Source organism: Marinomonas spartinae, assembly GCF_900089775.1.
GTDB classification, from domain to species: domain Bacteria; phylum Pseudomonadota; class Gammaproteobacteria; order Pseudomonadales; family Marinomonadaceae; genus Marinomonas; species Marinomonas spartinae.
In genome coordinates this window covers 179,674-202,924 of sequence record NZ_FLOB01000007.1, presented here as the reverse complement: position 1 = coordinate 202,924, position 23,251 = coordinate 179,674, and the positions used below count along the sequence as shown (strand labels likewise).

The following is a 23,251-nucleotide window of genomic DNA, read 5'->3' as shown; positions in this document are numbered from 1 at the left end:
GAACGCCCTGAGCGTTGGTCAAAAGCAGAAAGAAACTGGCAGCCAATAGGTGATGTGGAATTAAATCCAGAGCAACACAAAGACGCTGCCTAATTATTTTAGGCGACAACTACCTTGAAAAACGCCGCTTTTCGTAAAGTAAGCAAGATTCAAGGTGCCTGGTCTGACAGAGATTATCGTGCTCTTTTGAGCATTGTGGGCTTTGAGGATGATGTAGAACAAATGGACGCGGCGGAGCTCCGCGAGATGTGCTTGATGTCGTTAAACGATCTTGGGTCAGCGGATGCGGCAAAGGCCGTATTGACGCATTTATTTCCAGAGCTAGAAAAAGGCAAAATAGATCAAGTCAGTCACGATATGATTGATGATCGTTCATGGGAAGAGTACCCAGATTGCCTGTTTCATGAGCGTTTCTTTAGCGCTTATGGTTTATTGCGTGATGCCTTTAATGGAACCTTTGCGAGCCCTACAGGCGTTGAGCTTGAAATGACCGTGACGGTCGAGCATGTTGAAGATATGGTTATTTTTGATGAGTCTCTACATTCCTCTATTGTGCGATTGTTAGCCAATGGACAGGGGGATGATGCTCTGATCAATCGTTTGTACGAAGACCAAATCAAAGGCACATGGTTTCCTGAAGCCCCCGGCCTCGTTTGGCAGTTGAAACAATTGACGGATGAAGGTTTAACTCGTCAATTTAGCTTGGTTAGTTCCTACTTTTGGTTGGAAAACTTTGAGCAAGTAGACATTTTTGACGTCGTGTCTCATGCGGATGAAGAGAGTTAGGCCCATTTTTTATATCCTCTTGCTTGGTTAGGGCTACTAGTTGCTTATACGATAAAGAGATTCTGCAAGAGCGAGTGCAAAAGGGGTGAAAAAGAAGGGTTAGGATATAGGTATAGGATAGGGAAGTATTAATGAAATATCGTATATATGATAATTAATTTATATATTCTACATTATCGTTGCTGTTTTTGTTTGAATGAAAATGGCAATGTCCGCTTGGGGTTCAGTACTATGCCCGATGACGTGGGGGCTAATGGCTCTATTTGTCGACGTCATGCTACTGCTTGGGCGTATTTCTCTCCCGAGCATCTTCAAATCAATAGTAAAGTAAAGGCCGATTTCTATTGTTGGGGGGCAAGAGGTTGAATTCCACCGCTGTAATTGCTGTGGCTGCTTAACTCATTATGTGGCAACAGAGAAATGCCCAGATGCTATTTTGGCCATTAATATGAGAATGGCGGAAGGCGATGTACTATCACGTATTCCCGTTCGTAAAATAGACGGTGCATTGGTCACTCTAAAATAGTATGGAAGAGATTGTTAATGGTGCCGTATTGTTAAGGAGTGGGGTGATGATTATGAGCTCGTTTTACGCATTTTCTGTTTGTCGATGCTTTTTTGTGCGGACAAATAAGGCTATGTTGACACTGGTGTGACTTAACTCATTGTTGTGACAAATTTGTTATCAAAGTTGTAAAACAATTTACAAATTTAGGATTGAAATCCGCTTCAATAGTCCATAGGTTATTACTATCTACCTAACATAAGGAACCAAGACGACTTTTTTACAAATAGCTTTCCAATAAAAATGAAGGAAATTCTCTATGTATACATTAAACATTAGCGGTCACCACGTACAATCTGGCGAAGAAGTTCAGCAGTTAGTTAAAGAGAAAATGGATCATCTGGCCCGCATTAATCAACAAATCACTAGTATTAAAGTGATATTAAATACAGAAAAGCATGAGATACATCGTTTGATAGTGGAAGCCAGTGTCCATATTCCTGGTCATGACCTCTTTGCTACGGTGAAAACCGAGCAGCAACTGAAGCCTGCATTGGATGCATTGGTTGCTAAATTAGAAAAACAGTTAGTGAAACATAAAGCCAAACATACAGGGCGTCAGCATCACATTAATGCCGAAGATGTCGAAAGTGTTGGAGAAAGGGAGCAGCAGGCTGAGTTTGACGAGTTAGTAGAAAGAGAAGTTATTTAATATTGAACATCATTCTTCACTTTGCCTTTTAATGAACCTTAAGGTAAGTGACAACAAGCATAAGCCTCGCTAAGCGAGGCTTTTTGCTATCTATCCTTTATCATCATTTTTCCTAAGGTGCTATTAGAGCGAGACTTTGTTCCAGGATGGTGCGCTTTAGTAGAGTGGTGTTTAATTTTAGGGCGACGATCAGCTTTGTTTGCATTTTAATGTTAGGTTAGCTCTTTGGTGCTAGATAGGTGTCTAAGGGGGGAAGTGGTTTTGTACCGATACTGGGATGTTTTTCGGACTAAGAGTCATCTTTTTATGATACTTCTTGTCAACCTTTAAAGGTTGGCCTGATTCTTGTATTGACTGTAAGTACTGTTGCACCGTGGACCGATAAGGGTTTGCTAATAAAGCATGCAGATATCATAAAAAGGCAATGACCCCAATTGTTTGAAAGAGCGGTTGGGGTTTTTTATATCTAAAATACTCTTTCTAAGATTGGATATGTAAGCCTCTCGTCTAGTGGAAAAATTCGTTTATCTAGTTGGGTATGGCTGGAGGTATAAAAATCTACATATATGGAAGGTATCAGAAATAAAAAACCGATGCAGATCTCTCTGCATCGGTTTTTTTAATACTTATCTAAGCGGTCTTAAGCAGACGCTGCATCTGTCGCAATCACGCTAGATGCTTTTTTCACGTATTCGCCCATTTTGTCGAAGTTAAGGTATTTGTATACTTCGGACGACATGCTATTGATCTTGTTTGCATACTCTAAGTACTCTTCAGGCGTTGGTAGCTTGCCTAGTAGAGAGGCAACTGCAGCAAGTTCAGCAGAAGCTAAGAATACGTTTGCACCATTACCAAGACGGTTAGGGAAGTTACGTGTTGAGGTAGAAACCACAGTGGATTTTTCTGCAACACGTGCTTGGTTACCCATACAGAGTGAACAACCAGGCATTTCCATACGAGCGCCTGCTTTACCGAAGATGCTGTAGTAGCCCTCAGCGGTCAGTTGCTCGGCGTCCATCTTAGTTGGTGGTGCAACCCATAGGCGAGTTGGAACCACTTTACCTGCAGCATCTAGAAGCTTACCAGCGGCACGGAAGTGGCCGATGTTAGTCATACAAGAACCGATGAAGACTTCGTCGATTTGTTGACCTTGTACATCAGAAAGTAGACGAGCGTCATCTGGATCGTTTGGCGCACAAAGAACAGGTTCTTTGATGGTGTCTAGGTCGATTTCGATAACCGCTGCGTATTCTGCATCGGCATCAGCACGCATAAGGCTTGGGTTCGCCAACCATTCTTCCATCGCTTTTGCACGGCGCTCAAGAGTACGAGCATCGCCATAACCTTCAGAAATCATCCAGCGCAGCATAACGATGTTAGATTTTAGGTATTCGGCAACAGACTCTTCTGACAAGTTGATGGTACAACCTGCTGCAGAGCGCTCAGCGGAAGCATCAGACAATTCAAATGCTTGTTCAGCTGTTAGGTGCTCAAGACCTTCGATTTCTAGAATGCGGCCAGAGAAGATATTTTTCTTACCTTTCTTCTCAACCGTTAGGTGGCCTTCTTGGATAGCTTGGTATGGAATGGCATGAACAAGGTCTCGTAGTGTGATACCAGGTTGCATTTTGCCTTTAAAGCGAACCAAAACAGACTCAGGCATATCAAGAGGCATAACGCCTGTTGCTGCCGCGAAGGCAACAAGGCCAGAGCCTGCAGGGAAAGAAATACCAAGAGGGAAGCGAGTATGAGAGTCGCCACCCGTGCCCACTGTGTCTGGAAGTAGCATACGGTTCAACCAAGAGTGGATGATACCGTCACCTGGGCGTAGAGAAACACCGCCACGGTTCATGATGAAATCAGGAAGAGTGTGGTGAGTGGTTACGTCGACTGGTTTTGGGTAAGCCGCAGTGTGACAGAAGGACTGCATAACAAGGTCGGAAGTAAAGCCTAGGCAAGCCAAGTCTTTTAGCTCATCACGTGTCATTGGGCCTGTTGTATCTTGAGAGCCGACAGTTGTCATCTTAGGTTCGCAGTAAGAGTTCGGGCGAACACCTGGAAGACCGCAGGCTTTACCAACCATCTTCTGAGCCAGTGTGAAGCCTTTATCAGAATCGGCAACAGCGCCAGGAAGTGTGAATAGATCTGTGGCGCCAAGGCCTAGAGATTCACGAGCTTTGGTGGTTAAGCCGCGGCCAATGATTAAAGGAATACGGCCACCAGCACGAACTTCGTCTAGCAGTACTTGAGTTTTCAAAGAGAAAGTGCTGATCACTTCGTCAGAGTCGTGTTTTTTCACCACGCCTTCGTATGGGTAGATATCGATGATATCGCCCATGTCCATTTTATCAACGTCCATTTCGATTGGTAGGGCGCCAGCATCTTCCATGGTGTTGAAGAAGATAGGGGCGATTTTACTACCAATACACACTCCGCCAGCACGTTTATTAGGGATGAAAGGAATATCATCACCCATGTGCCATAGTACGGAGTTGGTTGCTGACTTACGGCTAGAGCCTGTACCTACAACGTCACCAACGTAAGCTAAAGGATAGCCTTTTTCTTTCAGCTCAAGAATTTTGCTGATCGGTCCGACTTCACCATCCACGTCAGGTGTAATGCCATCACGAGCCATTTTTAACATAGCATTGGCGTGTAGTGGGATGTCTGGGCGAGACCAAGCGTCTGGCGCTGGAGACAAGTCGTCTGTGTTGGTTTCACCTGTTACTTTGAACACAGTAACGGTGATTTTTTCTTCCAATTTTTTCTTCGCGGTGAACCATTCGCCATCCGCCCAAGATTGAATGATTTTTTTCGCGTGTGGATTACCCGCTTTGGACTTTTCTTCAACGTCATGGAACGCATCGAAAATCAACAAAGTGTGAGACAGTGCTTTGACCGCAATAGGAGCAAGTTCTTCAATCTCAAGGCATTCGATAAGGGGCTGGATGTTGTAACCACCCAGCATGGTACCAAGAATCTCAGTAGCCAATGCTTTATCGATTAGTGGGGAAGCTGCTTCGCCTTTTGTGATAGCGGCCAAGAAGCCTGCTTTAACATAGGCGGCTTCGTCCACACCGGCTGGTACGCGATTTTTAAGAAGGTCAAGAATAAACTCTTCTTCACCTGCTGGTGGATTCTTAAGTAGTTCGATCAAAGCAGAGGTTTGTTCTGCATTGAGAGGTGTCGGTGGAATGCTTAGTTGAGCGCGTTCCTCGACATGTTTACGGTATGCTTCTAACACAATAGTTCCCCTTAGGTTTTTACATCAGTGTATATATCTTGTAACCGATGCGTTGAGGCGTAAGTTCAGATAATTAACTCATTACAGACTAGCGAATTATCTGAACACAATAGAAATTTAATCCTTTGTCGTATTTTCATTTTATATAAAAAATAGGTTAAAGGCTTAATAAACCCCATAATAATTTCGAATAGGTGACATTTAGCGGAATTATTCTGATTTAGGAGTTAGGGCGGAATCTGGAATGACGCGCACGATGCGGAACCCCCAGTTGCTGGCTTTGAGTTTGGGTTGTGCACGATATCGGGTAGAGCTGCGACCCACTCTTGGAATGTCAAACCATGAACCACCGCGTAGTACGCGGCTATCACATTGGTTTGATAGCCAGACCTGATTGCTGCTTGGCGCACCGTCATAATTTTTATGGTAACAGTCTTCTACCCACTCGGCTACATTGCCATGCATGTCATATAAGCCAAACGGATTGCTGGCCTGACTACCAACTGGCGCGGTTGATACTCCATCCCATTGGCTGCCACAGCTGTCGCATACACTGTAGCCTGGTTTGACCTTGTTACCATACCAATAGCTGGTATTTGAGTTGGCTCTGGCTGAATACTCCCACTCTATTTCTGTTGGTAGCCGGTACTCTTGTCCAGTTTGTTCCGATAACCATGCGGCATAAGCTTTTGCATCGTACCAGCTGACGTTAATGACTGGGCGATTGCCTCTTCCCCAACCATTGTCGGAGGGAAGTGCTCGCCCCGTCGCCTCGGCAAAGCGATCATATTGATTAAAAGTGACTTCATATTTACTCATATAAAAGCCTTTGGGAATCTTCACTTCATGAACAGGCCTTTCGTTATCGTCGCCTATATGTTGTTGATCTCCCATTAAAAAGGTCGAAGGGGCAATTTTCTCTACTTTAGGTGCTTTTCCGCCGTCTTTTAATGGCTCCTGTAGAACTTGCGGTAGGGCATTGAATAATTCCTCTGGTGTTTTCTCTTTTGGCACTTCCGCCTGAGCAATAATGGGTTTTGGTGTCGGTTCTTCAGGCCATAAAACCACCGATGCGAAGGCGACAGAGGCGATCAGGCCCGCTGCGATCAACATATTCTTGCGAGCCAATAAGAGGGAGCGTTTGTTATCTTTTGGTGGTGTTTTTTCTTCTGCGACTTCTGGACGATATAAGTTTGCCCGCAGTAGGCGCATGACCTCCACTAAGGATTTTGGACGATGACGTTCTGAGCTACGGGTCCAGTTTTTGAGCTTTTTCCACGTGTCATTACTCAAATATGGGTGCGAATTGGGCAGTTGGCTGGGTTGGGCTCTATCTAAAATAGATTCACCCAGTAACGCGGCCATGAGTAAGCGCATAAAGCAATAACGATCTGAAATAGGCGAGCGATTTTGTATTTTTTTCAGATACTCAGGTGGAAATAGCCTCGGATCCATTTCGTTATTGCTGATGCGTTCCATCCAATGATGCGCACCAGCGCCTGTCATGATGCCAATGCCGTTTACTACTTGTATAGCACTTAAATCTAAGTGACCATGGAAGAAGTTTTTTTCATGAATTTGATCTAACGCTTTTGCAATGGTGTCGAATAGGCTAATGACGACATTTAAGGGGGCACCTTCAGGGTATTTGCCTAAAAAACTGTACAAGTTCTCACCACCACATACGGCGGAGCAAGAAAACACCCATAGCTTGGAATAGAAAGGTGGGTAATTTGGGGTAATCGCTGGGAGTTTTAGCTGGGCATATTTACGCGCATTTTGGACAAAGTCGTCAACCTTGCCGCGGTCTTTTTCGTAAAATCGAATGACAAAGGATCTGCCACCATGATCTGCCACCCAAGAGGCCTTATTTTTACCAGTTGGGTAATTTAAAACATAAGGATCCAGTTCTACGCCAACATGCTGGCCGATTTTTAATTTATTTATGTCGTAGAATTCTATCATTAATCGTTTGATGTCCAAATCAAGACAATACTGCCTATGTGTATACGGTGAGGGAAGGTGACTAACGCTTTTATTGTCTCATCTTTTATGAGAATTACTATTAGAGACTGAGAGTTAGAAGACTTATCCATCCTTTACCTAGTATAATCTCGTTTTTTAAGATGAAAAGGTAGAGTAATGTTATCTGCGTATCCTGAGCTTGTGGCTTTTCTTCCCTGTCGCTCCCCTGACGCTTGGGTGAATTGGGCTCTTGAAAACCAATCACTGCTGTTAAATGATCATGCACATTGCGAAAAAAAAGCCGCTTCTACGGCGATGAGTTTGATGTATCGCTATGTGGATCGTGATAATTTACTACATAAAATGTCTCGCTTGGCCCGTGAAGAGTTATTGCATTTTGAGCAAGTGCATAAATTGATGCGTAAGCGTGATGTTGCCTATGAGCATTTGACGGCGTCTCGTTACGCGGACGGTTTGCGAAAACATATTCGTACTCACGAACCCGCTCGTCTGGTTGATACTTTAATTATTGGTGCTTTTGTTGAAGCTCGTTCTTGCGAGCGTTTTGCGGTGTTGGCCCCGCATTTGGATGCAGAGCTGTCTAAGTTTTATCAATCCTTGCTTAAATCTGAGGCTCGTCACTTTGAAGATTATTTGGCCTTAGCGGAAGAATACGCAGGCGAATCGATTGAAGAACGCGTTGAATTTTTCCGTGAATTAGAACATGCTTTAATCGTTGAACCCGATGAAGCGTTTCGTGTTCATAGTGGTCCGCCAATGATTGCAGTCGCTTAAAAAAGGGCAGTATGGTGGAAAAGAAATATGGCAATTACGATGATATACAAGACGTTACTGCTGGTTTTGTTATTACGAAAGGCTACAAAGCATTTCATATTCCTACAAGTTATTTGAGTTTAGGGTGCTAGACTTATCGGTGTAACAGCTGATGATTGGAGAGGTGAATGATGGGTATGCAAATGAGTGAGCAATTGCCAGATGTTACCTATTGGTTGGCATTGGAAATATCTAAAAACGATCAAATGATAAACCTTGATAAGGTATATCAAGGCTCTGTGGAATTGGATTATTTGTATCAACTATTAACCAGTAAAGCTCAACAACATTGGTGGCAAACCTATGGCGTTCAGCTTAATCCAGTCATCGTGAATAATGCCTTTTTTCGAGCCGTAGCATTATTACACGAGCGTCATTTAGAGTTTTCACGTTTGCGAAAAGGCGCTGAAACTCAATGGGTAAAGGAGCTGCTTCACCTCAACTAACTCATATGGTGCATTGTCTAGACGGCGCTTTCTTCTAGTTAGCTTGCTTGGTAACAAGTATATATCAATAAAAAACGCCCAACTTGAAAAAGTTGGGCGTTTTGTTTTCTGCACCGACGGACTGCTCCTGACAATGACTAGCATCCGTATCAAATGCTATGCAGTAATCCAGGTTCGGTTACGTTAGTCTAGTGGCAGAGTGTGAACCTTTTTTAAGGCGCTCAGGCCATTGGCTAAAAAGTCATCCACACTGCAGTTAGCTTGTGTGTAGGCTTGATCATCTAGGGTGGCTAACCAAACATAATCATCCCAGTCTCCTAACACGCAGCGGCTATAATCCACGAGGGTGTGGAGCGCAGGGCGATGGGTATGTCCATGGATAAGAAGATTAGCATGGTGCTCTTTCATAGATTGGGCAACATGGGCTTCCGTGACATCTGTGATGTTGGATGCTTTGTCTGCAGACATGCTTTTGCTGTCATTGCGCAATTGTTCCGCTAGAGCGAGTCGTTGTTCCATCGGCATAGAGAGCACTTGAGTTTGCCACTGTGTGGATCGGACCATCGCACGAAGCTTTTGGTATTCAATGTCTTCTTGACAGTATTCATCACCATGGGTAAGCAGAATAGGGTGGCTACCTTGTCTTATTAGCGTTTGTTCACTGAGTAGTGTTGCGCCAACTTCCTGACACCAAGTATCCCCAATCAGAAAGTCACGATTTCCATGAAGAATAAATAACTCTACACCTCTATCTGACAGACTGCCTAGAGCCTGTTTGATTGGGTTGTTCCAGTCAGCATGAAAATCATCACCAATCCAAGCTTCATAGAGGTCGCCCAATATATAGAGGCTGGCGTCATTGTTGGTGTGTCTGTCGGCGATTTCTTGCAACATACGAACAAACGCCCGGATTAAGTCCGGACGCTTGTCGTAAAGGTGCAGATCGGATATGAAATAACGAGTCATTAGCCCTCGCTTTTAACCAATTCCGCTTTTTCGATGATAACATCTTCCACGGGAACATCTTGGTGTCCCGCTTTCATAGTGGTTTTGACTTCTTTAATCTTATTAACGATATCCATACCCGCAGTTACTTTACCAAATACGGCATAACCCCAACCGTCAGCTGATTTGCTGCGATGATTGAGGAAGTCATTATCTTTTACGTTGATAAAGAATTGTGTTGAAGCTGAGTGAGGGTCCATTGTGCGGGCCATCGCTAGTGTGCCTGTTAGGTTTTTCAAACCATTATCCGCTTCATTTTCGATGGAGGGCTTAGCGTCTTTTTGTGTCATTCCAGGCTCAAATCCCCCTGTTTGAATCATAAAGCCATTGATAACACGGTGAAAGATCACACCATCGTAGTGGCCTGCTACCACATGATCTTCAAAGTTCTTTGCTGTTTTTGGGGCTTTTTCATAATCCAGCTCAACATGAATGTCGCCGAAGTTAGTATGTAGAATAATCATTTATGATTCCTTATTTCTGGTATAGAGAAAAACGTACTCAATAGTTAATCGATATTAAGCATTTTATGTGTTTGTAAGCTGAGACGCCACAGTGGATGTGCTAAACAATAGTGTAATGTGGCTTGTTGGGTGTCAATTAGCGGTATTTGATCGACGGTTAGGTGGCTTTGGTCCATGGGTTGCAGGTAAAAATGCATGAAATCCAAGTTTTCAAATAAATCGGGCGTGATGTGAGATTGAGGATACACGAGCTTGAGTTCGCTGCCTTTGGTGACTACTAACGGTTTCGTCGTCTTAGGGCTAACGCATATCCAATCAATGCCGTTTGGTAATGGAAGTGTCCCATTGGTTTCAATGGCGATGGTATAGCCATGTTGTTTCATCTCTGTAATGAGTGCTTCATCGAGCTGCAGGGCGGGTTCCCCACCAGTAAAAACAACGTATTTGTGTGCCTGGCCTGCAGGCCATAGGGCATCGATGTGTTTGCGTAATTGTTCTGCCGTTTTAAATTTTCCACCGTTTTGGCCATCAGTGCCGATGAAATCGGTGTCGCAGAACTGGCAGTCAGACTGTGCGCGGGTTTTCTCTTGTCCTGACCATAAATTACAGCCAGTAAATCGACAAAATAGAGCAGGGCGACCAGCGTGAGCGCCTTCGCCTTGTAATGAATAAAAGGCTTCTTTAATTGAGTACATGTGTTACACCAGTTACGTCTCGAAAAACAGTTCGAGGTAAGGGTTCACTTTAGTTGTTATGTTATCGGTGTATTGGGAATTTGTGGAACAAAAGCCAATCACAGCCGAAACTAGCAGACTAAAATCAGGGTAAGTAAGTCATTAACTGACGTTGATGACCACTTAGGCTTCATATTCCAGTGGGTCTGTTATGCCTTGTTCAGCAAACGCTTCTAGTCGTTCGTTACAGGCGCCACATTTGCCACAGGGCTTTTCGCGGCCATTATAGCAAGTCCATGTTTTAGCGTAATCTAAATTCATTGCTAATCCCGCTTTTAAAATGTCGCCTTTGGAGGAGTGCAAAAACGGTGTGACGATTTCAACAGGCTGATAATTAGCAATGTTAGAAACGGCATTCATGGCTGTGACAAACTCAGGGCGACAGTCAGGATATATATGATGATCGCCTGAGTGTGCGCCATAGTACACTTTACCTGCTTCTAGTGAGACGGCATAAGCAATCGCCATGGAAAGTAATACCATATTACGATTGGGGACCACAGTGGACTTCATGTTGTCACTTTCATAATGGCCTTCAGGGATGTCCTCATCACCAGTAAGTGATGAGTTAGCCATCAAACTATTAATCGCTGTGATGTCGACGATTTTATGAGGTACCTGTAATTCACGGCAAACTTGTGCGGCGACTTGTAACTCTTTGCTGTGTTTTTGCCCGTAATTAAAAGAGAGTGCGTAAACCTCTAATCCACTTTTAAGTGCGGTATTGAGGACGGTAAATGAGTCCATTCCTCCTGAGTACACCACAACGGCTTTTTCTGACATATCTGTTACCTCTGATTACTTAGGTGGTGAGAGTGTGGGCTTATTTCCCAAGCATGGGTAATAAGGGCGGGGATTATAGCAGAAGGGAGATGAGTCAAACTAGAAATCCATAATAATTCAATAGAAAACAGCAAATATTGCAAAGGGTGAAAAGATAAGATAAATTCAATGCGTAACTAGTTACGTATTTATGAAGAATGTTAATTAATTGTTTTGTCGGTGTGCTGGAGGGAAAGTGGAACAATTTGGGGTATTAACTTTAGGGAGCCGTTTAAAGCGGATAAGCGACGATTTATTTAGCGAGGTGCAATCGATTTATTTGCAGTGCGATATCCCTATATCGTCGACTTATTTTCCAATTCTTCGCTTGTTGCAGCATGTTGGTGAGTTATCTGTTGTTGAAATCGCCGAACAATTAAGGCTCAGCCATCCGGCAGTTAGCAAACAGGTCACTAAAATGGCGAAGGAATATTTAGTTGAGAAAACCCTTGATTCTCAAGACCAGCGACGCTCGTTGTTGAAGCTATCGGAACACGGTATACAGGCGATGCAGCGGGTGGAACCGATTTTAGAAGAAATGAAAGTGGTCATAGAAAATATGACGAATTTTTCAAGTAATCACTTCATGGAGGGCTTGTCTGAACTAGAGAAACAACTCTTTAATGGCGGTCTTGCTAATAAAGTCATGGACCGTTTAGGGGGAATTACTATTGTGCCGCTTGCCAAAAAACATGAGCAAGCCTTTTATGACCTCAATATGGCATGGTTAAAACGTTATTTTCCTAATCAAATAGCAGAGAAAGACCACAAACTATTGAGACATCCGCAACGAGAAATTATTGATAAAGGCGGTAGGGTTTGGGTGGCTATTAGAAAAACACCAACATTCGACTCTGTTGTTGGGGTCATAGCCTTTGTGCCATCCCATGACACTTCATCCAGTAACAAGCACAGCGGTGAGGTATGTAAATTAGCTGTGGCGGAACATTGCCAGGGAAAAGGCGTTGCCCAACGGTTGTTGACGCAAGTGTACGAATTTGCTGGGCAAAATCATTTGACTAAGTTGACGTTGGAGACTGCGTCTTGTTTGACAGCAGCGCGACGACTTTACGACAAAAACGGCTTTGTGGAAAAGCCTTTTCCTTTTCCTTCTCCGTATGAAAGGGCGGATGTCTATATGGAAAAATCATTGGGTGATCACATATGAATACCGTTAAGGAAATGCGTCGTGGTTTTGTTGCTTCCATTCCTATGATTGTTGGGGGCATTCCGTTTGGTTTATTGTTTGGTTCTTTGGCATCCAGTCATGGTTTGAGCCCTTGGTTTGCTATTGCTATGTCGGCTATTGTGTTTGCAGGGTCTGCTCAGTTTGTTGCCTTGGGATTAATTGCCTTGCATGCGCCCATCTGGGTCATCGTTTCGACGACTTTTATCGTTAATCTGCGTCATCTTTTGTATGCCGCTGATATGGTGAAATTTGTCCGTCACTTGCCTTTGTCAATGCGCTTTCTTATGGGCTTTGGACTCATTGATGAGACCTATGCGGCAGTTCGGCCGATGTATGGTATAGGGGCTGTTAATGAGGATAGCGGTCATAAAGTGTATTTAGGGTCTTTTTTATCGTTTTATATTATGTGGAATCTGACCACGTTGCTGGGAATTTTATCTGGTGAGCTGATTCCTGGAATGAGTCACTGGGGACTAGAGTTTGCGATGGTCGCCACTTTTATTGGCATTATTACGCCGTATTTAAAGCACAAGTCGTTTTGGTTGTGTCTTGTCTGTGCGGGTGGGTCTTCCATTCTATTATCTGGACTGCCCAATAACTTGGGCTTGCTGGTGTCCGCATTAATTGGTGTTTTGATGGGGGTTGTTGCGGATGCAATGGTGAACTCCAAACCACAAAAAGATAACGATATTAAGGAGGTGGAATCATGACATTGCCCGATTATATTTTGATTATCACTGGTATGTTTATCGTCACCTTTGGGGTGCGTTTTGTTTTGTTTGCGCGAGCAGATAAGGTCGTTATGCCTGCTTTTGTTGAGAAAGCGTTAAAGTTTGTACCTGTCGCTGTGTTAACCTCGATTATCACCCCCATGACTTTGATGCCAAACAAGCATATAAATATTTCGCTTGATAATCCTTGGTTGTTAGGTGCCATTGCGGCTTTTGTGGTAGGAATTTGGCGTCAACAACAGCTGCTGACCATTGTGGTTGGGGTGTTGGTGTTCTTTGTAGCGAAATACTGGTGAGAAAGAACAGGCTCATCAGCAATTGGCTAACAGAAAAACAGACAAAAAGATTTTACGCTCAATATCCAAGGTAAACCTAAATAATATATACTTGCCAATCAAAGTAACAATTATTGTTAGACGAATACTAATCGGGACTTACATCAAACATGTCAGAAACGTCAAAACCAGGTAATTTCATTACCCAAATCATTGATAAAGATAACGAATCAGGAAAGCATGGAGGCAAGGTGTTAACTCGCTTCCCACCTGAGCCAAATGGCTATTTACACATTGGTCATGCTAAATCTATCTGTCTGAACTTCGGCGTAGCGCAACGTTACAATGGGCAATGTAATCTACGTTTTGACGACACCAATCCTGAAAAAGAGAGTGTTGAGTACATTGAGTCCATTAAGCATGATGTCGAGTGGTTAGGCTTTGAGTGGAAAGATCAGCCCAAATTTGCCTCTCACTATTTTGACCAATTGTTTGATTATGCGGTCCAGCTGGTGCAAGCGGGTAAGGCTTATGCTTGTGAGTTGAATGGTGAGCAAATGCGTGAATACCGTGGCACCTTGAAAGAGCCGGGTAAAAACAGCCCGTATCGTGATCGTACTGTGGAAGAAAACATGGCCATTTTTATGGACATGAAAAACGGTAAATACAAAGATGGTGAAGTGGTATTGCGTGCCAAAATTGATATGGCCAGTCCAAACATTAACCTCCGTGATCCTATTATTTATCGTGTTCGCCACGTTCATCACCACCAAACTGGTGATAAGTGGTGTGTTTACCCAATGTACGACTTTACCCATTGCTTGTCGGATGCCATTGAAGGGGTGACGCACTCCATTTGCACATTGGAATTCCAAGACCATCGCCCATTATATGATTGGGTGTTGGATACGCTAAATACCGTTCACCCTCAGCAAATCGAATTTGCAAGGTTAAATTTGAATTACACTGTGACCAGTAAGCGTAAGCTCAAGCAATTAGTGGATGAGAAGCATGTGAACGGCTGGGACGACCCTCGTATGCCAACCATTTCAGGTCTTCGCCGTCGTGGTTACACAGCTCAATCTATTCGCAACTTCTGTGAACGTATTGGGGTGACTAAATCGGACAGTGTGGTCGATGTGGGCATGCTTGAACACGCGATTCGTGAAGATTTGGATGCGAATGCTAGCCGTGCCATGGCGGTTTTGAATCCCATCAAGGTAACATTAACCAATTACCCAGAAGACAAAGAAGAAATCTTCACGGTTAGTAATCATCCGAAAAATGAAGAAGCTGGTACTCGCGAGGTACCGTTCAGCAAAAATTTGTATATTGATGCAGCGGACTTTGCGGAAGTCCCTCCTCGCAAGTGGAAGCGCTTAACATTGGATGGTGCAGTTCGTCTACGCGGTGGTTATGTGATTACCTGTGATCAGGCGATTAAGAACGATGCGGGTGAGGTGGTTGAACTGCTATGCCGATACGATGAAAACACCCTGGGAGTTAACCCAGAAGGTTATAAGCCTAAAGGGGTAATCCATTGGGTGAGCGCAAAACATGCTGTTGATGCAACGGTGAATTTGTACGATCGCTTGTTTGTTAATGAAGCACCTGATGCCAATTATGAAGACAAAACCTTTTTAGATTTTATCAATCCTGAGTCTTTGAGTGTTTTAACTAACGCAAAAGTGGAGCCGTCCCTTGTTTCTGCGCAGAAAGGTCAAGGCTTTCAATTTGAGCGTGAAGGATATTTTTGTCGCGATTTGAAAGAAGAGGGCATGGTATTTAATCGCACCGTAACGTTACGAGATTCTTGGGCAAAAATCGAAGCAAAAGGAAAGTAAAAGCATGTTGAAGATTTATAACACCCTAACGGGCAAAAAAGAAATTTTCAAACCCATTGTTGAAGGCAAAGTCGGTATGTATGTCTGTGGCAATACCGTGTATGACTTCTGTCACATTGGGCATGCTCGTGCGATGATTTCCTTTGATGTTATCTCACGTTTTATCCGTCACCTTGGTTATGATTTGACCTATATACGCAATATTACAGATGTCGATGACAAGATTATCAAACGTGCAGAAGAGAATAATGAGTCGACTCAGGCATTGACTGAACGCATGATTGCGGCTCAGCGTGAAGATGAGCTGGCATTGGGTAATAAAATGCCTGATCGTGAGCCTAAGGCCACAGAGTTCATGCAAGAAATCATCGATATGGTAAGCATCTTAGTTGAGAAAGGATTTGCTTATCAGGGCGCTTCTGGTGATGTGTATTATCGTGCAGCGAAATTCAAAGATTACGGAAAGCTAAACAATCGTAAACTTGAGGACATGCTCGCTGGTGCACGTATTGAAGTGGAGGCAGCGAAAGAGCACCCTGCCGATTTTGTTTTGTGGAAGCGCGCTAAAGAAGGTGAGGTGGCTTGGGATTCCCCTTGGGGGAAGGGTCGTCCTGGTTGGCATATTGAATGTTCGGCTATGTCGACGAGTTGCCTTGGCAGCCATTTTGATATTCATGGTGGTGGGCCTGACCTTAAATTTCCTCATCATGAAAATGAAATTGCTCAGTCTGAAGCGGCGACGGGTAAGGACTATGTTAACTACTGGATGCATTGTGGTGCTGTGCGTGTTAACAATGAGAAAATGTCTAAGTCGTTGGGCAATTTCTTCACGGTTCGCGATGTGTTAGCAAAATTTAATCCAGAAGTGATTCGATACCTAATGGTGTCGAGCCAATATCGTAGTCCGATTGATTATTCGGATCAAAGTTTGCAAGAAGCGAAAGTGGCGTTGGAACGTCTTTATACGGCCTTACGCCAGCAATCGGTTGCTGACTCTTACGAGCCGACTGAGTTTACTGAGCGTTTTGAAAATGCGATGAAAGACGATTTCAATACGGCTGTGGCGGTTTCTGTTCTGTTTGAATTGGTTCGCGAGCTGAATAAAGCCAAAACGGAGTCGCCAGCAATGGCGCCTAAGTTGGCAGCTGAATTACGTGTATTGGCGGATTTGCTAGGGCTGCTTGGCCAAGAACCTGAGTATTTCTTGCAAAACAGTACTATCTCAGAAGGATTGAGTGAGACGGCAATACAAACGTTGATTGATGAGCGTGCACAAGCCCGCAAAGATAAAAACTTTGCTCGCAGTGATGAGATTCGTGATGAGTTAGCAAGACAAGGTATTGAGCTGTTGGATAGTCGCGAAGGAACAACTTGGACTCGCCATTAACGGTTTATTGTCTTTTCGTGACGTTTAGTAGATGAAAAAAAGGCGATGTTTTTATATTAGCATCGCCTTTTTTCTGGGTGTGCCCCCAATATTTTCGTTTAGCAATCTTATTCGCTACGATGAACTCGAACCGCTAGTACATCACAAGGTGCGCCGTGAAGTACGCCATTGGCTGTTGAGCCTAATAAAAGAGCTAGGCCGTGACGACCGTGACTACCAACGACGATGACGTCGACGTCTTTTTCGTCGGCAATGCGGTGGATTTCACTTTCGATGCCGCCTTGAGTGACGCAGGTTTCTTTTACTGGTACATCGATTTGGCTTTCCAAGACAGTCATGCGCTCTCTTGCTGTTTCTTTAAGCTGATTTTGTATGTCCGTGATGTCAATAGGAACATCGCCTCCATAGGCGTAATTGAGGGCCTCAATTACGTGTATAATAACGAGTTCGGCTCCCATAGCTTTAGACAGTTCAGCCGCTTTGTTGGCAACTTTAATGCTCTCATCGGTTAAATCAATAGCAAGTAGTATTTTTTTGTACAGCATAGGATACCTCCGGTTTGGGTGCTGATTTTAAGTGCTAAAACGCAAATATCAGTTTCTATTTATTTTAGTCTATATGTAACGAGCAAAGTATATGAAATTAGCGATCATTATTTTTATTACACTATCCATCATGGGAGCTGCATCATGGATTCTTCCTTCCAAACGAGAACGCCGTTTGGGGGACTTGCGAATGAACGCTCGGCAATTAAAGCTTACTGTTCAGCTTACATCAATCGGGCTACCTGACAAGTGGGATAAGTCAAAAGAAGTACATAAATTTTATGCTTATTGCTTATTTCGAGATAAGCCACTTAATTTTATTGAAGAAGATCTCTGGCTAATTACGTATGAAGTCTGGAAATATCTTCCAGTTGCATCAGATTGGTGGATGAGCAAGGAGTTGAATTTGACGGATCAGGACAAGCAGGATTTGGCAACGCTGTCAGGTTTGGCAACTGCCATCAAGATTAATAAAGACGGTGTGTCGGTATACTGGGATGAGGAAAAAGGCGATGAGGATACAGTCAAACTGATATCAAGACTGACGCATTCTTTGGCAAAGCCTTCTCTGATTTAAGCACGACTGAAGGTCTAGCTTTTTGGGGTAAGCAAAAATGTGATAACTGATTAATACTTAGTGAAAATGTTTTGTTTATTGATCGTCAGCATCTAACTGATTATTGATCATGTTGGCGACATCGTTGTTTGCTTCAATGTTTTGAATTAGCTTACTTAACACTTCTTCTGGGTTTTCGGCATCTTTAATGGCGTCTAACTTAGGTTGCATAATGCGCTTCATTTTATCCATGACGTAATCCTGTAGCGCTTTCTTTTCAGGTCGCTCAATGGAATCGGACTTGATATGAGACAAAATAACACCATAGAGGGTTTGTGCAACACGCAAGTCGCCACCATTAAAGTTCTTATTCGCTTGCACCATTTGTCGGTTTAACTGAACCCATAAATTAAGCCAACGAAGGTAGTCATAGCATAATTTGTAATGGGAGTTGCTAATACGGCCTCGACGACGAAGAAAAAGTAGCATTTTTGCTGTTTTCGTTAGACGTTCTTTGTAATTTGCCTTTTGCTGAAAGCTAAGTGCTTCGGGTTCTGGGTTAAATTCAACGGGTAATGCATTACGATCATCTTCTGCTTTGGCGATACGAACTTCTACTTTTTCAGGGTCGTCGGAATATTGTAAAAGTTCGCGAAGTGTGTCTAGATAATAATCGTAAAGCACATCGCTTACGATGGTATCCGTATTAATATCTTTTAGACCTCGCAGATGATATTCGGCGCGATCCGCTCGGTTGGAAAGTTGTAATTGCTTAAAGCGACGTTCCGTTAACTCTTTTTCTTTCTGTTGAGCACGAGAACCAATGACCACAGAAAGAACGACTATGATCATTAAAAAAGCAATGGTAAGAATTTGAAGTGTTGCCATGATTGTCCTTGAGCAATGAATTCAGTATGTTAAATAAGAAATACTTAGTTCAGCAAGTGATAATATGCGAAACAATACAGTGATCACTTGTCATATAAAAGGTGTTTGCTTAATATCAGCGCCCCGAAGACTAATTTACGCAAAACAAATATTTGCAGACGTACTCAAAAAGAAGGCTTATACAGTTCAATGGGAAAATCACTGGTTATCGTGGAATCGCCAGCTAAGGCGAAAACCATCAATAAATACCTAGGCAATGACTTTGTTGTTAAGTCGAGTGTGGGTCACATTCGCGATTTGCCTTCTGGTACGACAGCGAAGTCAACGCCTCAAGAGCGTGCTAAGCAAGCGGCTTTGACGCGTAAGATGAGCCCTGAAGAAAAGGCGGAGTATAAGCGTCGTAAATCACAGCAGCAGCTTATTGCTCGTATGGGCATCGACCCTGAAAATGATTGGGAAGCCCATTATGAAGTGTTACCAGGCAAAGAGAAGGTGGTTGATGAGCTCAAGCGCTTAGCGAAGAATGCCGATCATATCTATCTGGCGACGGATTTGGATAGAGAGGGTGAGGCCATTGCATGGCATTTGCGCGAAGCTATTGGTGGTGATGACAATCGCTATAAACGAGTGGTGTTTAATGAGATTACTAAAAAGGCCATTCAAGCTGCGTTTGAAACGCCTTCTGAGCTCGACATTGATCGTGTTAATGCGCAACAGGCACGACGTTTCTTAGATCGTGTAGTGGGCTTTATGGTGTCGCCTTTGCTATGGGCTAAAGTCGCCCGTGGTTTGTCTGCAGGGCGAGTACAGTCTGTTGCTGTTCGTTTAATCGTTGAGCGAGAAAAAGAGATTCGAGCCTTTGTTCCAGAAGAGTTCTGGGAGCTGCAAGCGCTACTGAACACACCTGCCAAAGAGTCTATTAAGTTTGATGCGGTAAAGTATCAAGGTAAAGAATACCGTCCGGTTAGCAAAGAAGAGTCTGATGCTCATGTGGCTCGACTGAATGGTGCGAGCTATTTAGTTAGCAACCGTGAAGATAAGCCGACCAGTAGCAAGCCTTCTGCACCCTTTATTACCTCGACGTTACAGCAAGCCGCAAGTACGCGTCTAGGGTTTGGTGTGAAAAAGACCATGATGCTCGCCCAGCGCCTGTATGAAGCGGGTTACATTACATACATGCGTACGGATTCGACCAACTTGAGTGTTGAGGCGGTTGAGGCGTTGCGAGAGTATATTTTATCGAGTTTTGGCGACAAATATTTACCTGAAGAGCCGATACGCTATAGCAGTAAAGAGGGGGCCCAAGAAGCCCATGAGGCCATTCGCCCATCGGATGTGAATGTACGACCTGATGATTTGAAAGGCATGGAAAAAGACTCCCATCGCCTCTATGACTTGATTCGCAGCCAATTTATGGCGTGTCAAATGACACCAGCTTTATATACTTCAACCTCAGTTACTGTAACGAGCGGTGAATACGAATTTAAAGCCAAAGGTCGAATTTTGCGTTTTGATGGTTATACTCGGGCTATGCAGTCATTCGCGAAAAAAGGCGAAGACAATATTTTGCCAGATGTGGCCCAAGGGGAAGCGTTAGTGCTTGACTCTTTATTGCCGGAACAGCATTTTACCAAGCCTATCGCCCGTTTTAGTGAGGCTAGTTTGGTAAAAGAGTTGGAAAAACGTGGCATTGGTCGTCCCTCTACTTATGCTTCCATTATTTCAACGATTCAAGATCGCGGTTATGTTCGGGTTGAAAACCGTCGTTTCTACGCAGAAAAAATGGGCGACATTGTTACTGAGCGCTTAGTGGATAGCTTCCATTCTTTGATGAATTTTAGCTTTACCGCTGAAATGGAAGAGCAGCTGGATGACATTGCGGAAGGTAAGAAAGATTGGATTAAAACGTTGAATGCGTTTTATAAAGATTTCAGTGGAATGTTAGCCAAGGCAGAGTCGTCAGATGAAGGGATGATGCCAAACGAGCCGACACCGACTGATATTGAGTGTCCAACCTGCTCCCGCCCTATGCAAATTCGTACGGCGAGTACAGGGGTCTTCTTGTCTTGTTCTGGTTATTCGTTACCACCTAAAGAGCGTTGTAAGGCGACAATTAATTTGATTCGTGGTGATGAAGCCGTTGCCGTTGATGATGAAGAAGGAGAGTCTAAAGCCTTAATAGGAAAGCGTCGCTGTAAAATTTGTGGTTCCGCCATGGACAGCTATTTGATGGATGAGCATCGCAAATTGCATGTTTGTGGTAATAATCCTGCTTGTTCTGGCTACGAAGTGGAGAAGGGGGCCTTTAAGATTAAAGGTTACGATGGCCCTGTTCTAGAGTGTGATAAGTGTGGCTCCGAAATGCAGCTTAAAACGGGTCGCTTTGGGAAATACTTCGGGTGTACAAACGAAGAATGTAAAAATACTCGTAAGCTATTGAAAAACGGTGAGGCAGCGCCACCAAAAATGGATCCAGTTCCTATGCCAGATTTGGCTTGTGACAAAGTCGATGATCATTATGTATTGCGTGATGGAGCAACCGGTTTATTTCTGGCGGCCAGTCAGTTTCCTCGTAAACGAGAAACGCGTGCGCCGTTAGTGAAAGAGTTGCTTCCGTTTATGGATCAAATAGATCCTAAATATCACTTTTTCAAAACGGCGCCAGTTAAGGATAATGAGGGACGTCCTACGGTGATTCGCTACAGTCGCAAAACGAAAGAGCAGTATGTGATGACTGAAGAAGAAGGAAAACCAACGGGCTGGAAAGCGTATTATGTTGGTACTAAGTGGGTTGTTGAAGAGGGTAAGAAAAAGAAATGAGTAACGCGAGTCAAGCAAGCGTTACCAACCAGAAGTTAGACGCAGCACGACGTTTTTTGCAGCAAAGCCAGCAGTGCGAAGAGGCTTGGCTGCTTGCTGGTTTAGAAGGGGCATCTTTGTTTCACCTTCGCAGTGCCTTGAACGGTTTGCTGCAAGAAGTCAAAACAGCCTATAGTCTGAAATCAGAATTAGATATTTTGAAATTACAGCATGCAGCGAAAGAAGAGGGGGTTGTTGTACCCACATTGAGTGAGCTATCGGATCTTGCTTTACAGCCCCACTCTTGGCTGAACCAATTGGAACAAGCATTCCTTGCTCAGTTGGAATGTCACTATACGTCGTTTTCTAGTATGAGTTCGGACAATATAATTGGTAAGGGATCGGATGCTGGTGCTTCAGTTGGTCTGTACTTGTCCAAGCTTGTTGAGTTGGTGTTGCGTTTTAGAGAAGAATCATCAGAGTATTAATTATGAAAGAATCTTATCTAGAGATTGTTGAGCTCGATAATGGCGATATTGTATTGAGGCCAGCAAGTGAAGACGGAGAGAGTGTTGAGCCATTGGCCACCTTGGTTATTTCCGATACGACGAAGTCGTATTTGAAAGAGCGGTATTTTGAATTAGCTAAATGTATGTTTCATGCAGGCATAGACTTTGTTTATTCAGATGAGTCAGCGTTTGGAGACGATGCTGAGTACATGGAAGACATGGAAATGCGCCCTAAAATCCTGCATTAGTCAGGACGAGGTAGAAAAAATGCGAAGCCATGGCTTCGCATTTTTTCTATACGTATTTTAATTGATGGTTAGGTCCGCCTAATCTTTATCTGTTAGAATGCGTGCCGGATTAGCAAAGGCATTAAATTAAACAGTTTGTCTAATCACACCGACGGATAAGCCTTCGATGGCAAACTCTTCGCTTTCTAGGTCAACAAGAATATCGTCAAACTCCTCATTCTCAGGCTGTAGGCGTACTTGACTGCCTTTTTGATAGAAGCGTTTAACGGTAACTTCATCGCCAATGCGGGCAACAACGATCTGACCATTGCGGATGGTGGTGGTTTTATGGACGGCGAGAAGGTCTCCTTCCATAATACCAACATTTTTCATGCTGGTGCCGGATACAGACAAAAAGTAATCTGCTTTTGGAGAAAACATACTAGGAGGAACGCTCACGTGTGATGCAATGTTTTCTTGTGCAAGAATCGGAAAACCGGCAGCTACTTTGCCAATGACGGGTAAGCCAAGCCCTTCGTCGTTTGCTGCTTCTACAGAGTCTTCAATTAATTGAATGCCTCGGGATGCGCCAGAGAGCATTTTGATGGCACCTTTTTTGGCAAGGGCCTTTAGGTGTTCTTCAGCGGCGTTAGGCGATTTAAAGCCTAAGCGACCTGCGATTTCTGCACGTGTTGGAGGAAAGCCGGTTTCGCTAATAAATTCGCGAATGGTTTCTAGTACGTCAGATTGTCTTTTGGTTAATTTAATCATAGGGCCATCTGGT

General features: G+C 43.7%; 23 protein-coding genes. 14 read left to right on the top strand and 9 right to left on the bottom strand.

Features of this window, described 5'->3' with window-relative positions:
- Positions 1 to 114 precede the first annotated feature (114 nt).
- The 3 genes from MSP8886_RS15185 (at position 115) to hpf (ending at position 2,003) form a co-directional block, all read left to right on the top strand.
- Entirely contained in the window at positions 115 to 786 is a 672-nt protein-coding gene (locus MSP8886_RS15185) for a hypothetical protein (protein ID WP_067017939.1), read from the top strand.
- 147 nt (positions 787 to 933) lie between these two features.
- Complete coding sequence (locus MSP8886_RS22560; protein ID WP_245659110.1) at positions 934 to 1,152, top strand: hypothetical protein; 219 nt, start codon at positions 934 to 936, stop codon at positions 1,150 to 1,152.
- A gap of 458 nt (positions 1,153 to 1,610) precedes the next feature.
- Positions 1,611 to 2,003: a ribosome hibernation-promoting factor, HPF/YfiA family gene (gene hpf, locus MSP8886_RS15180; RefSeq protein ID WP_067017936.1), complete on the top strand. Its 393-nt coding sequence runs from the start codon at positions 1,611 to 1,613 to the stop codon at positions 2,001 to 2,003.
- Between the two features lie 640 nt (positions 2,004 to 2,643).
- Here the strand turns inward: hpf and acnB are convergent.
- On the bottom strand, positions 2,644 to 5,247 hold the full coding sequence (acnB, locus tag MSP8886_RS15175; RefSeq protein WP_067017934.1) for a bifunctional aconitate hydratase 2/2-methylisocitrate dehydratase: 2,604 nt from the start codon (positions 5,245 to 5,247) through the stop codon (positions 2,644 to 2,646).
- 210 nt (positions 5,248 to 5,457) lie between these two features.
- Positions 5,458 to 7,212: a formylglycine-generating enzyme family protein gene (locus MSP8886_RS15170; protein WP_067017931.1), complete on the bottom strand. Its 1,755-nt coding sequence runs from the start codon at positions 7,210 to 7,212 to the stop codon at positions 5,458 to 5,460.
- A gap of 177 nt (positions 7,213 to 7,389) precedes the next feature.
- Here MSP8886_RS15170 and MSP8886_RS15165 point away from each other — a divergent pair, with 177 nt between their 5' ends.
- Complete coding sequence (locus MSP8886_RS15165) at positions 7,390 to 8,007, top strand: MiaE family protein (RefSeq protein WP_067017929.1); 618 nt, start codon at positions 7,390 to 7,392, stop codon at positions 8,005 to 8,007.
- 167 nt (positions 8,008 to 8,174) lie between these two features.
- A complete protein-coding gene (locus MSP8886_RS15160; protein ID WP_245659109.1) occupies positions 8,175 to 8,492 on the top strand; it encodes a hypothetical protein in 318 nt (105 codons plus the stop codon).
- 183 nt (positions 8,493 to 8,675) lie between these two features.
- Here MSP8886_RS15160 and MSP8886_RS15155 read toward each other — a convergent pair whose 3' ends face one another.
- From MSP8886_RS15155 to queC, 4 genes are all read right to left on the bottom strand, one after another.
- Complete coding sequence (locus MSP8886_RS15155) at positions 8,676 to 9,458, bottom strand: UDP-2,3-diacylglucosamine diphosphatase (RefSeq protein ID WP_067017927.1); 783 nt, start codon at positions 9,456 to 9,458, stop codon at positions 8,676 to 8,678.
- Positions 9,458 to 9,961, bottom strand: coding sequence for a peptidylprolyl isomerase (locus MSP8886_RS15150; protein WP_067017925.1), 504 nt, complete (start codon positions 9,959 to 9,961; stop codon positions 9,458 to 9,460). Before MSP8886_RS15150 ends, MSP8886_RS15155 begins: the two co-directional genes overlap by 1 nt.
- Before the next feature lie 44 nt (positions 9,962 to 10,005).
- Positions 10,006 to 10,656 (bottom strand): 7-carboxy-7-deazaguanine synthase, encoded by a 651-nt coding sequence (gene queE / locus MSP8886_RS15145; protein ID WP_067017923.1) that lies wholly within the window; start codon positions 10,654 to 10,656, stop codon positions 10,006 to 10,008.
- 162 nt (positions 10,657 to 10,818) lie between these two features.
- Positions 10,819 to 11,478, bottom strand: a complete 660-nt coding sequence (gene queC, locus MSP8886_RS15140; protein ID WP_067017921.1) for a 7-cyano-7-deazaguanine synthase QueC — start codon at positions 11,476 to 11,478, stop codon at positions 10,819 to 10,821.
- A 235-nt stretch (positions 11,479 to 11,713) separates the two neighbouring features.
- Here queC and MSP8886_RS15135 point away from each other — a divergent pair, with 235 nt between their 5' ends.
- From MSP8886_RS15135 to cysS, 5 genes are all read left to right on the top strand, one after another.
- Positions 11,714 to 12,685 carry a bifunctional helix-turn-helix transcriptional regulator/GNAT family N-acetyltransferase gene (locus MSP8886_RS15135; protein ID WP_067017919.1) on the top strand — a complete coding sequence of 324 codons (972 nt, stop codon included), beginning with the start codon at positions 11,714 to 11,716 and terminating at the stop codon, positions 12,683 to 12,685.
- Positions 12,682 to 13,416, top strand: coding sequence for an AzlC family ABC transporter permease (locus MSP8886_RS15130; RefSeq protein ID WP_067017917.1), 735 nt, complete (start codon positions 12,682 to 12,684; stop codon positions 13,414 to 13,416). Before MSP8886_RS15135 ends, MSP8886_RS15130 begins: the two co-directional genes overlap by 4 nt.
- Positions 13,413 to 13,733 (top strand): AzlD domain-containing protein, encoded by a 321-nt coding sequence (locus MSP8886_RS15125; RefSeq protein ID WP_067017915.1) that lies wholly within the window; start codon positions 13,413 to 13,415, stop codon positions 13,731 to 13,733. The genes MSP8886_RS15130 and MSP8886_RS15125 overlap by 4 nt, the downstream gene beginning before the upstream one ends.
- A 149-nt stretch (positions 13,734 to 13,882) precedes the next feature.
- Positions 13,883 to 15,556 (top strand): glutamine--tRNA ligase/YqeY domain fusion protein, encoded by a 1,674-nt coding sequence (locus MSP8886_RS15120; protein ID WP_067017913.1) that lies wholly within the window; start codon positions 13,883 to 13,885, stop codon positions 15,554 to 15,556.
- Between the two features lie 4 nt (positions 15,557 to 15,560).
- Positions 15,561 to 16,943 (top strand): cysteine--tRNA ligase, encoded by a 1,383-nt coding sequence (gene cysS / locus MSP8886_RS15115; protein WP_067017912.1) that lies wholly within the window; start codon positions 15,561 to 15,563, stop codon positions 16,941 to 16,943.
- A gap of 107 nt (positions 16,944 to 17,050) precedes the next feature.
- On the opposite strand, the gene MSP8886_RS15110 is transcribed toward cysS, so the two are convergent.
- Positions 17,051 to 17,488: a universal stress protein gene (locus MSP8886_RS15110; RefSeq protein WP_067017910.1), complete on the bottom strand. Its 438-nt coding sequence runs from the start codon at positions 17,486 to 17,488 to the stop codon at positions 17,051 to 17,053.
- Between the two features lie 91 nt (positions 17,489 to 17,579).
- Here MSP8886_RS15110 and MSP8886_RS15105 point away from each other — a divergent pair, with 91 nt between their 5' ends.
- Positions 17,580 to 18,065 carry a hypothetical protein gene (locus MSP8886_RS15105; protein WP_067017908.1) on the top strand — a complete coding sequence of 162 codons (486 nt, stop codon included), beginning with the start codon at positions 17,580 to 17,582 and terminating at the stop codon, positions 18,063 to 18,065.
- Positions 18,066 to 18,140: 75 nt separating this feature from the next.
- Here the strand turns inward: MSP8886_RS15105 and MSP8886_RS15100 are convergent, their stop codons facing one another.
- Positions 18,141 to 18,932, bottom strand: a complete 792-nt coding sequence (locus MSP8886_RS15100; RefSeq protein WP_067017906.1) for a DNA topoisomerase I — start codon at positions 18,930 to 18,932, stop codon at positions 18,141 to 18,143.
- 189 nt (positions 18,933 to 19,121) lie between these two features.
- Here MSP8886_RS15100 and topA point away from each other — a divergent pair, with 189 nt between their 5' ends.
- The 3 genes from topA to MSP8886_RS15085 are packed head-to-tail and all read left to right on the top strand — an operon-like array spanning position 19,122 to position 22,488.
- Positions 19,122 to 21,752 carry a type I DNA topoisomerase gene (topA, locus tag MSP8886_RS15095; RefSeq protein ID WP_067017904.1) on the top strand — a complete coding sequence of 877 codons (2,631 nt, stop codon included), beginning with the start codon at positions 19,122 to 19,124 and terminating at the stop codon, positions 21,750 to 21,752.
- A complete protein-coding gene (locus MSP8886_RS15090; protein ID WP_067017902.1) occupies positions 21,749 to 22,219 on the top strand; it encodes a DUF6586 family protein in 471 nt (156 codons plus the stop codon). The genes topA and MSP8886_RS15090 overlap by 4 nt, the downstream gene beginning before the upstream one ends.
- Before the next feature lie 2 nt (positions 22,220 to 22,221).
- Entirely contained in the window at positions 22,222 to 22,488 is a 267-nt protein-coding gene (locus MSP8886_RS15085; protein ID WP_067017900.1) for a hypothetical protein, read from the top strand.
- Between the two features lie 126 nt (positions 22,489 to 22,614).
- On the opposite strand, the gene lexA is transcribed toward MSP8886_RS15085, so the two are convergent.
- The gene (lexA, locus tag MSP8886_RS15080; protein WP_067017898.1) at positions 22,615 to 23,238 is read right to left on the bottom strand and encodes a transcriptional repressor LexA; all 624 of its coding nucleotides are present in this window, start codon (positions 23,236 to 23,238) and stop codon (positions 22,615 to 22,617) included.
- Positions 23,239 to 23,251 lie beyond the last annotated feature (13 nt).

What these genes read in the sequence shown, in the direction of transcription:
- MSP8886_RS22560 (WP_245659110.1), top strand. Translation starts at nt 934, where the DNA reads ATGATAATTAATTTATATATTCTACATTATCGTTGCTGTTTTTGTTTG.
- hpf (WP_067017936.1), top strand. Translation starts at nt 1,611, where the DNA reads ATGTATACATTAAACATTAGCGGTCACCACGTACAATCTGGCGAAGAA.
- MSP8886_RS15170 (WP_067017931.1), bottom strand. Translation starts at nt 7,212, where the DNA reads ATGATAGAATTCTACGACATAAATAAATTAAAAATCGGCCAGCATGTT.
- MSP8886_RS15165 (WP_067017929.1), top strand. Translation starts at nt 7,390, where the DNA reads ATGTTATCTGCGTATCCTGAGCTTGTGGCTTTTCTTCCCTGTCGCTCC.
- MSP8886_RS15160 (WP_245659109.1), top strand. Translation starts at nt 8,175, where the DNA reads ATGATGGGTATGCAAATGAGTGAGCAATTGCCAGATGTTACCTATTGG.
- MSP8886_RS15155 (WP_067017927.1), bottom strand. Translation starts at nt 9,458, where the DNA reads ATGACTCGTTATTTCATATCCGATCTGCACCTTTACGACAAGCGTCCG.
- MSP8886_RS15150 (WP_067017925.1), bottom strand. Translation starts at nt 9,961, where the DNA reads ATGATTATTCTACATACTAACTTCGGCGACATTCATGTTGAGCTGGAT.
- queE (WP_067017923.1), bottom strand. Translation starts at nt 10,656, where the DNA reads ATGTACTCAATTAAAGAAGCCTTTTATTCATTACAAGGCGAAGGCGCT.
- queC (WP_067017921.1), bottom strand. Translation starts at nt 11,478, where the DNA reads ATGTCAGAAAAAGCCGTTGTGGTGTACTCAGGAGGAATGGACTCATTT.
- MSP8886_RS15130 (WP_067017917.1), top strand. Translation starts at nt 12,682, where the DNA reads ATGAATACCGTTAAGGAAATGCGTCGTGGTTTTGTTGCTTCCATTCCT.
- MSP8886_RS15125 (WP_067017915.1), top strand. Translation starts at nt 13,413, where the DNA reads ATGACATTGCCCGATTATATTTTGATTATCACTGGTATGTTTATCGTC.
- MSP8886_RS15120 (WP_067017913.1), top strand. Translation starts at nt 13,883, where the DNA reads ATGTCAGAAACGTCAAAACCAGGTAATTTCATTACCCAAATCATTGAT.
- cysS (WP_067017912.1), top strand. Translation starts at nt 15,561, where the DNA reads ATGTTGAAGATTTATAACACCCTAACGGGCAAAAAAGAAATTTTCAAA.
- MSP8886_RS15110 (WP_067017910.1), bottom strand. Translation starts at nt 17,488, where the DNA reads ATGCTGTACAAAAAAATACTACTTGCTATTGATTTAACCGATGAGAGC.
- MSP8886_RS15105 (WP_067017908.1), top strand. Translation starts at nt 17,580, where the DNA reads ATGAAATTAGCGATCATTATTTTTATTACACTATCCATCATGGGAGCT.
- MSP8886_RS15100 (WP_067017906.1), bottom strand. Translation starts at nt 18,932, where the DNA reads ATGGCAACACTTCAAATTCTTACCATTGCTTTTTTAATGATCATAGTC.
- topA (WP_067017904.1), top strand. Translation starts at nt 19,122, where the DNA reads ATGGGAAAATCACTGGTTATCGTGGAATCGCCAGCTAAGGCGAAAACC.
- MSP8886_RS15090 (WP_067017902.1), top strand. Translation starts at nt 21,749, where the DNA reads ATGAGTAACGCGAGTCAAGCAAGCGTTACCAACCAGAAGTTAGACGCA.
- MSP8886_RS15085 (WP_067017900.1), top strand. Translation starts at nt 22,222, where the DNA reads ATGAAAGAATCTTATCTAGAGATTGTTGAGCTCGATAATGGCGATATT.
- lexA (WP_067017898.1), bottom strand. Translation starts at nt 23,238, where the DNA reads ATGATTAAATTAACCAAAAGACAATCTGACGTACTAGAAACCATTCGC.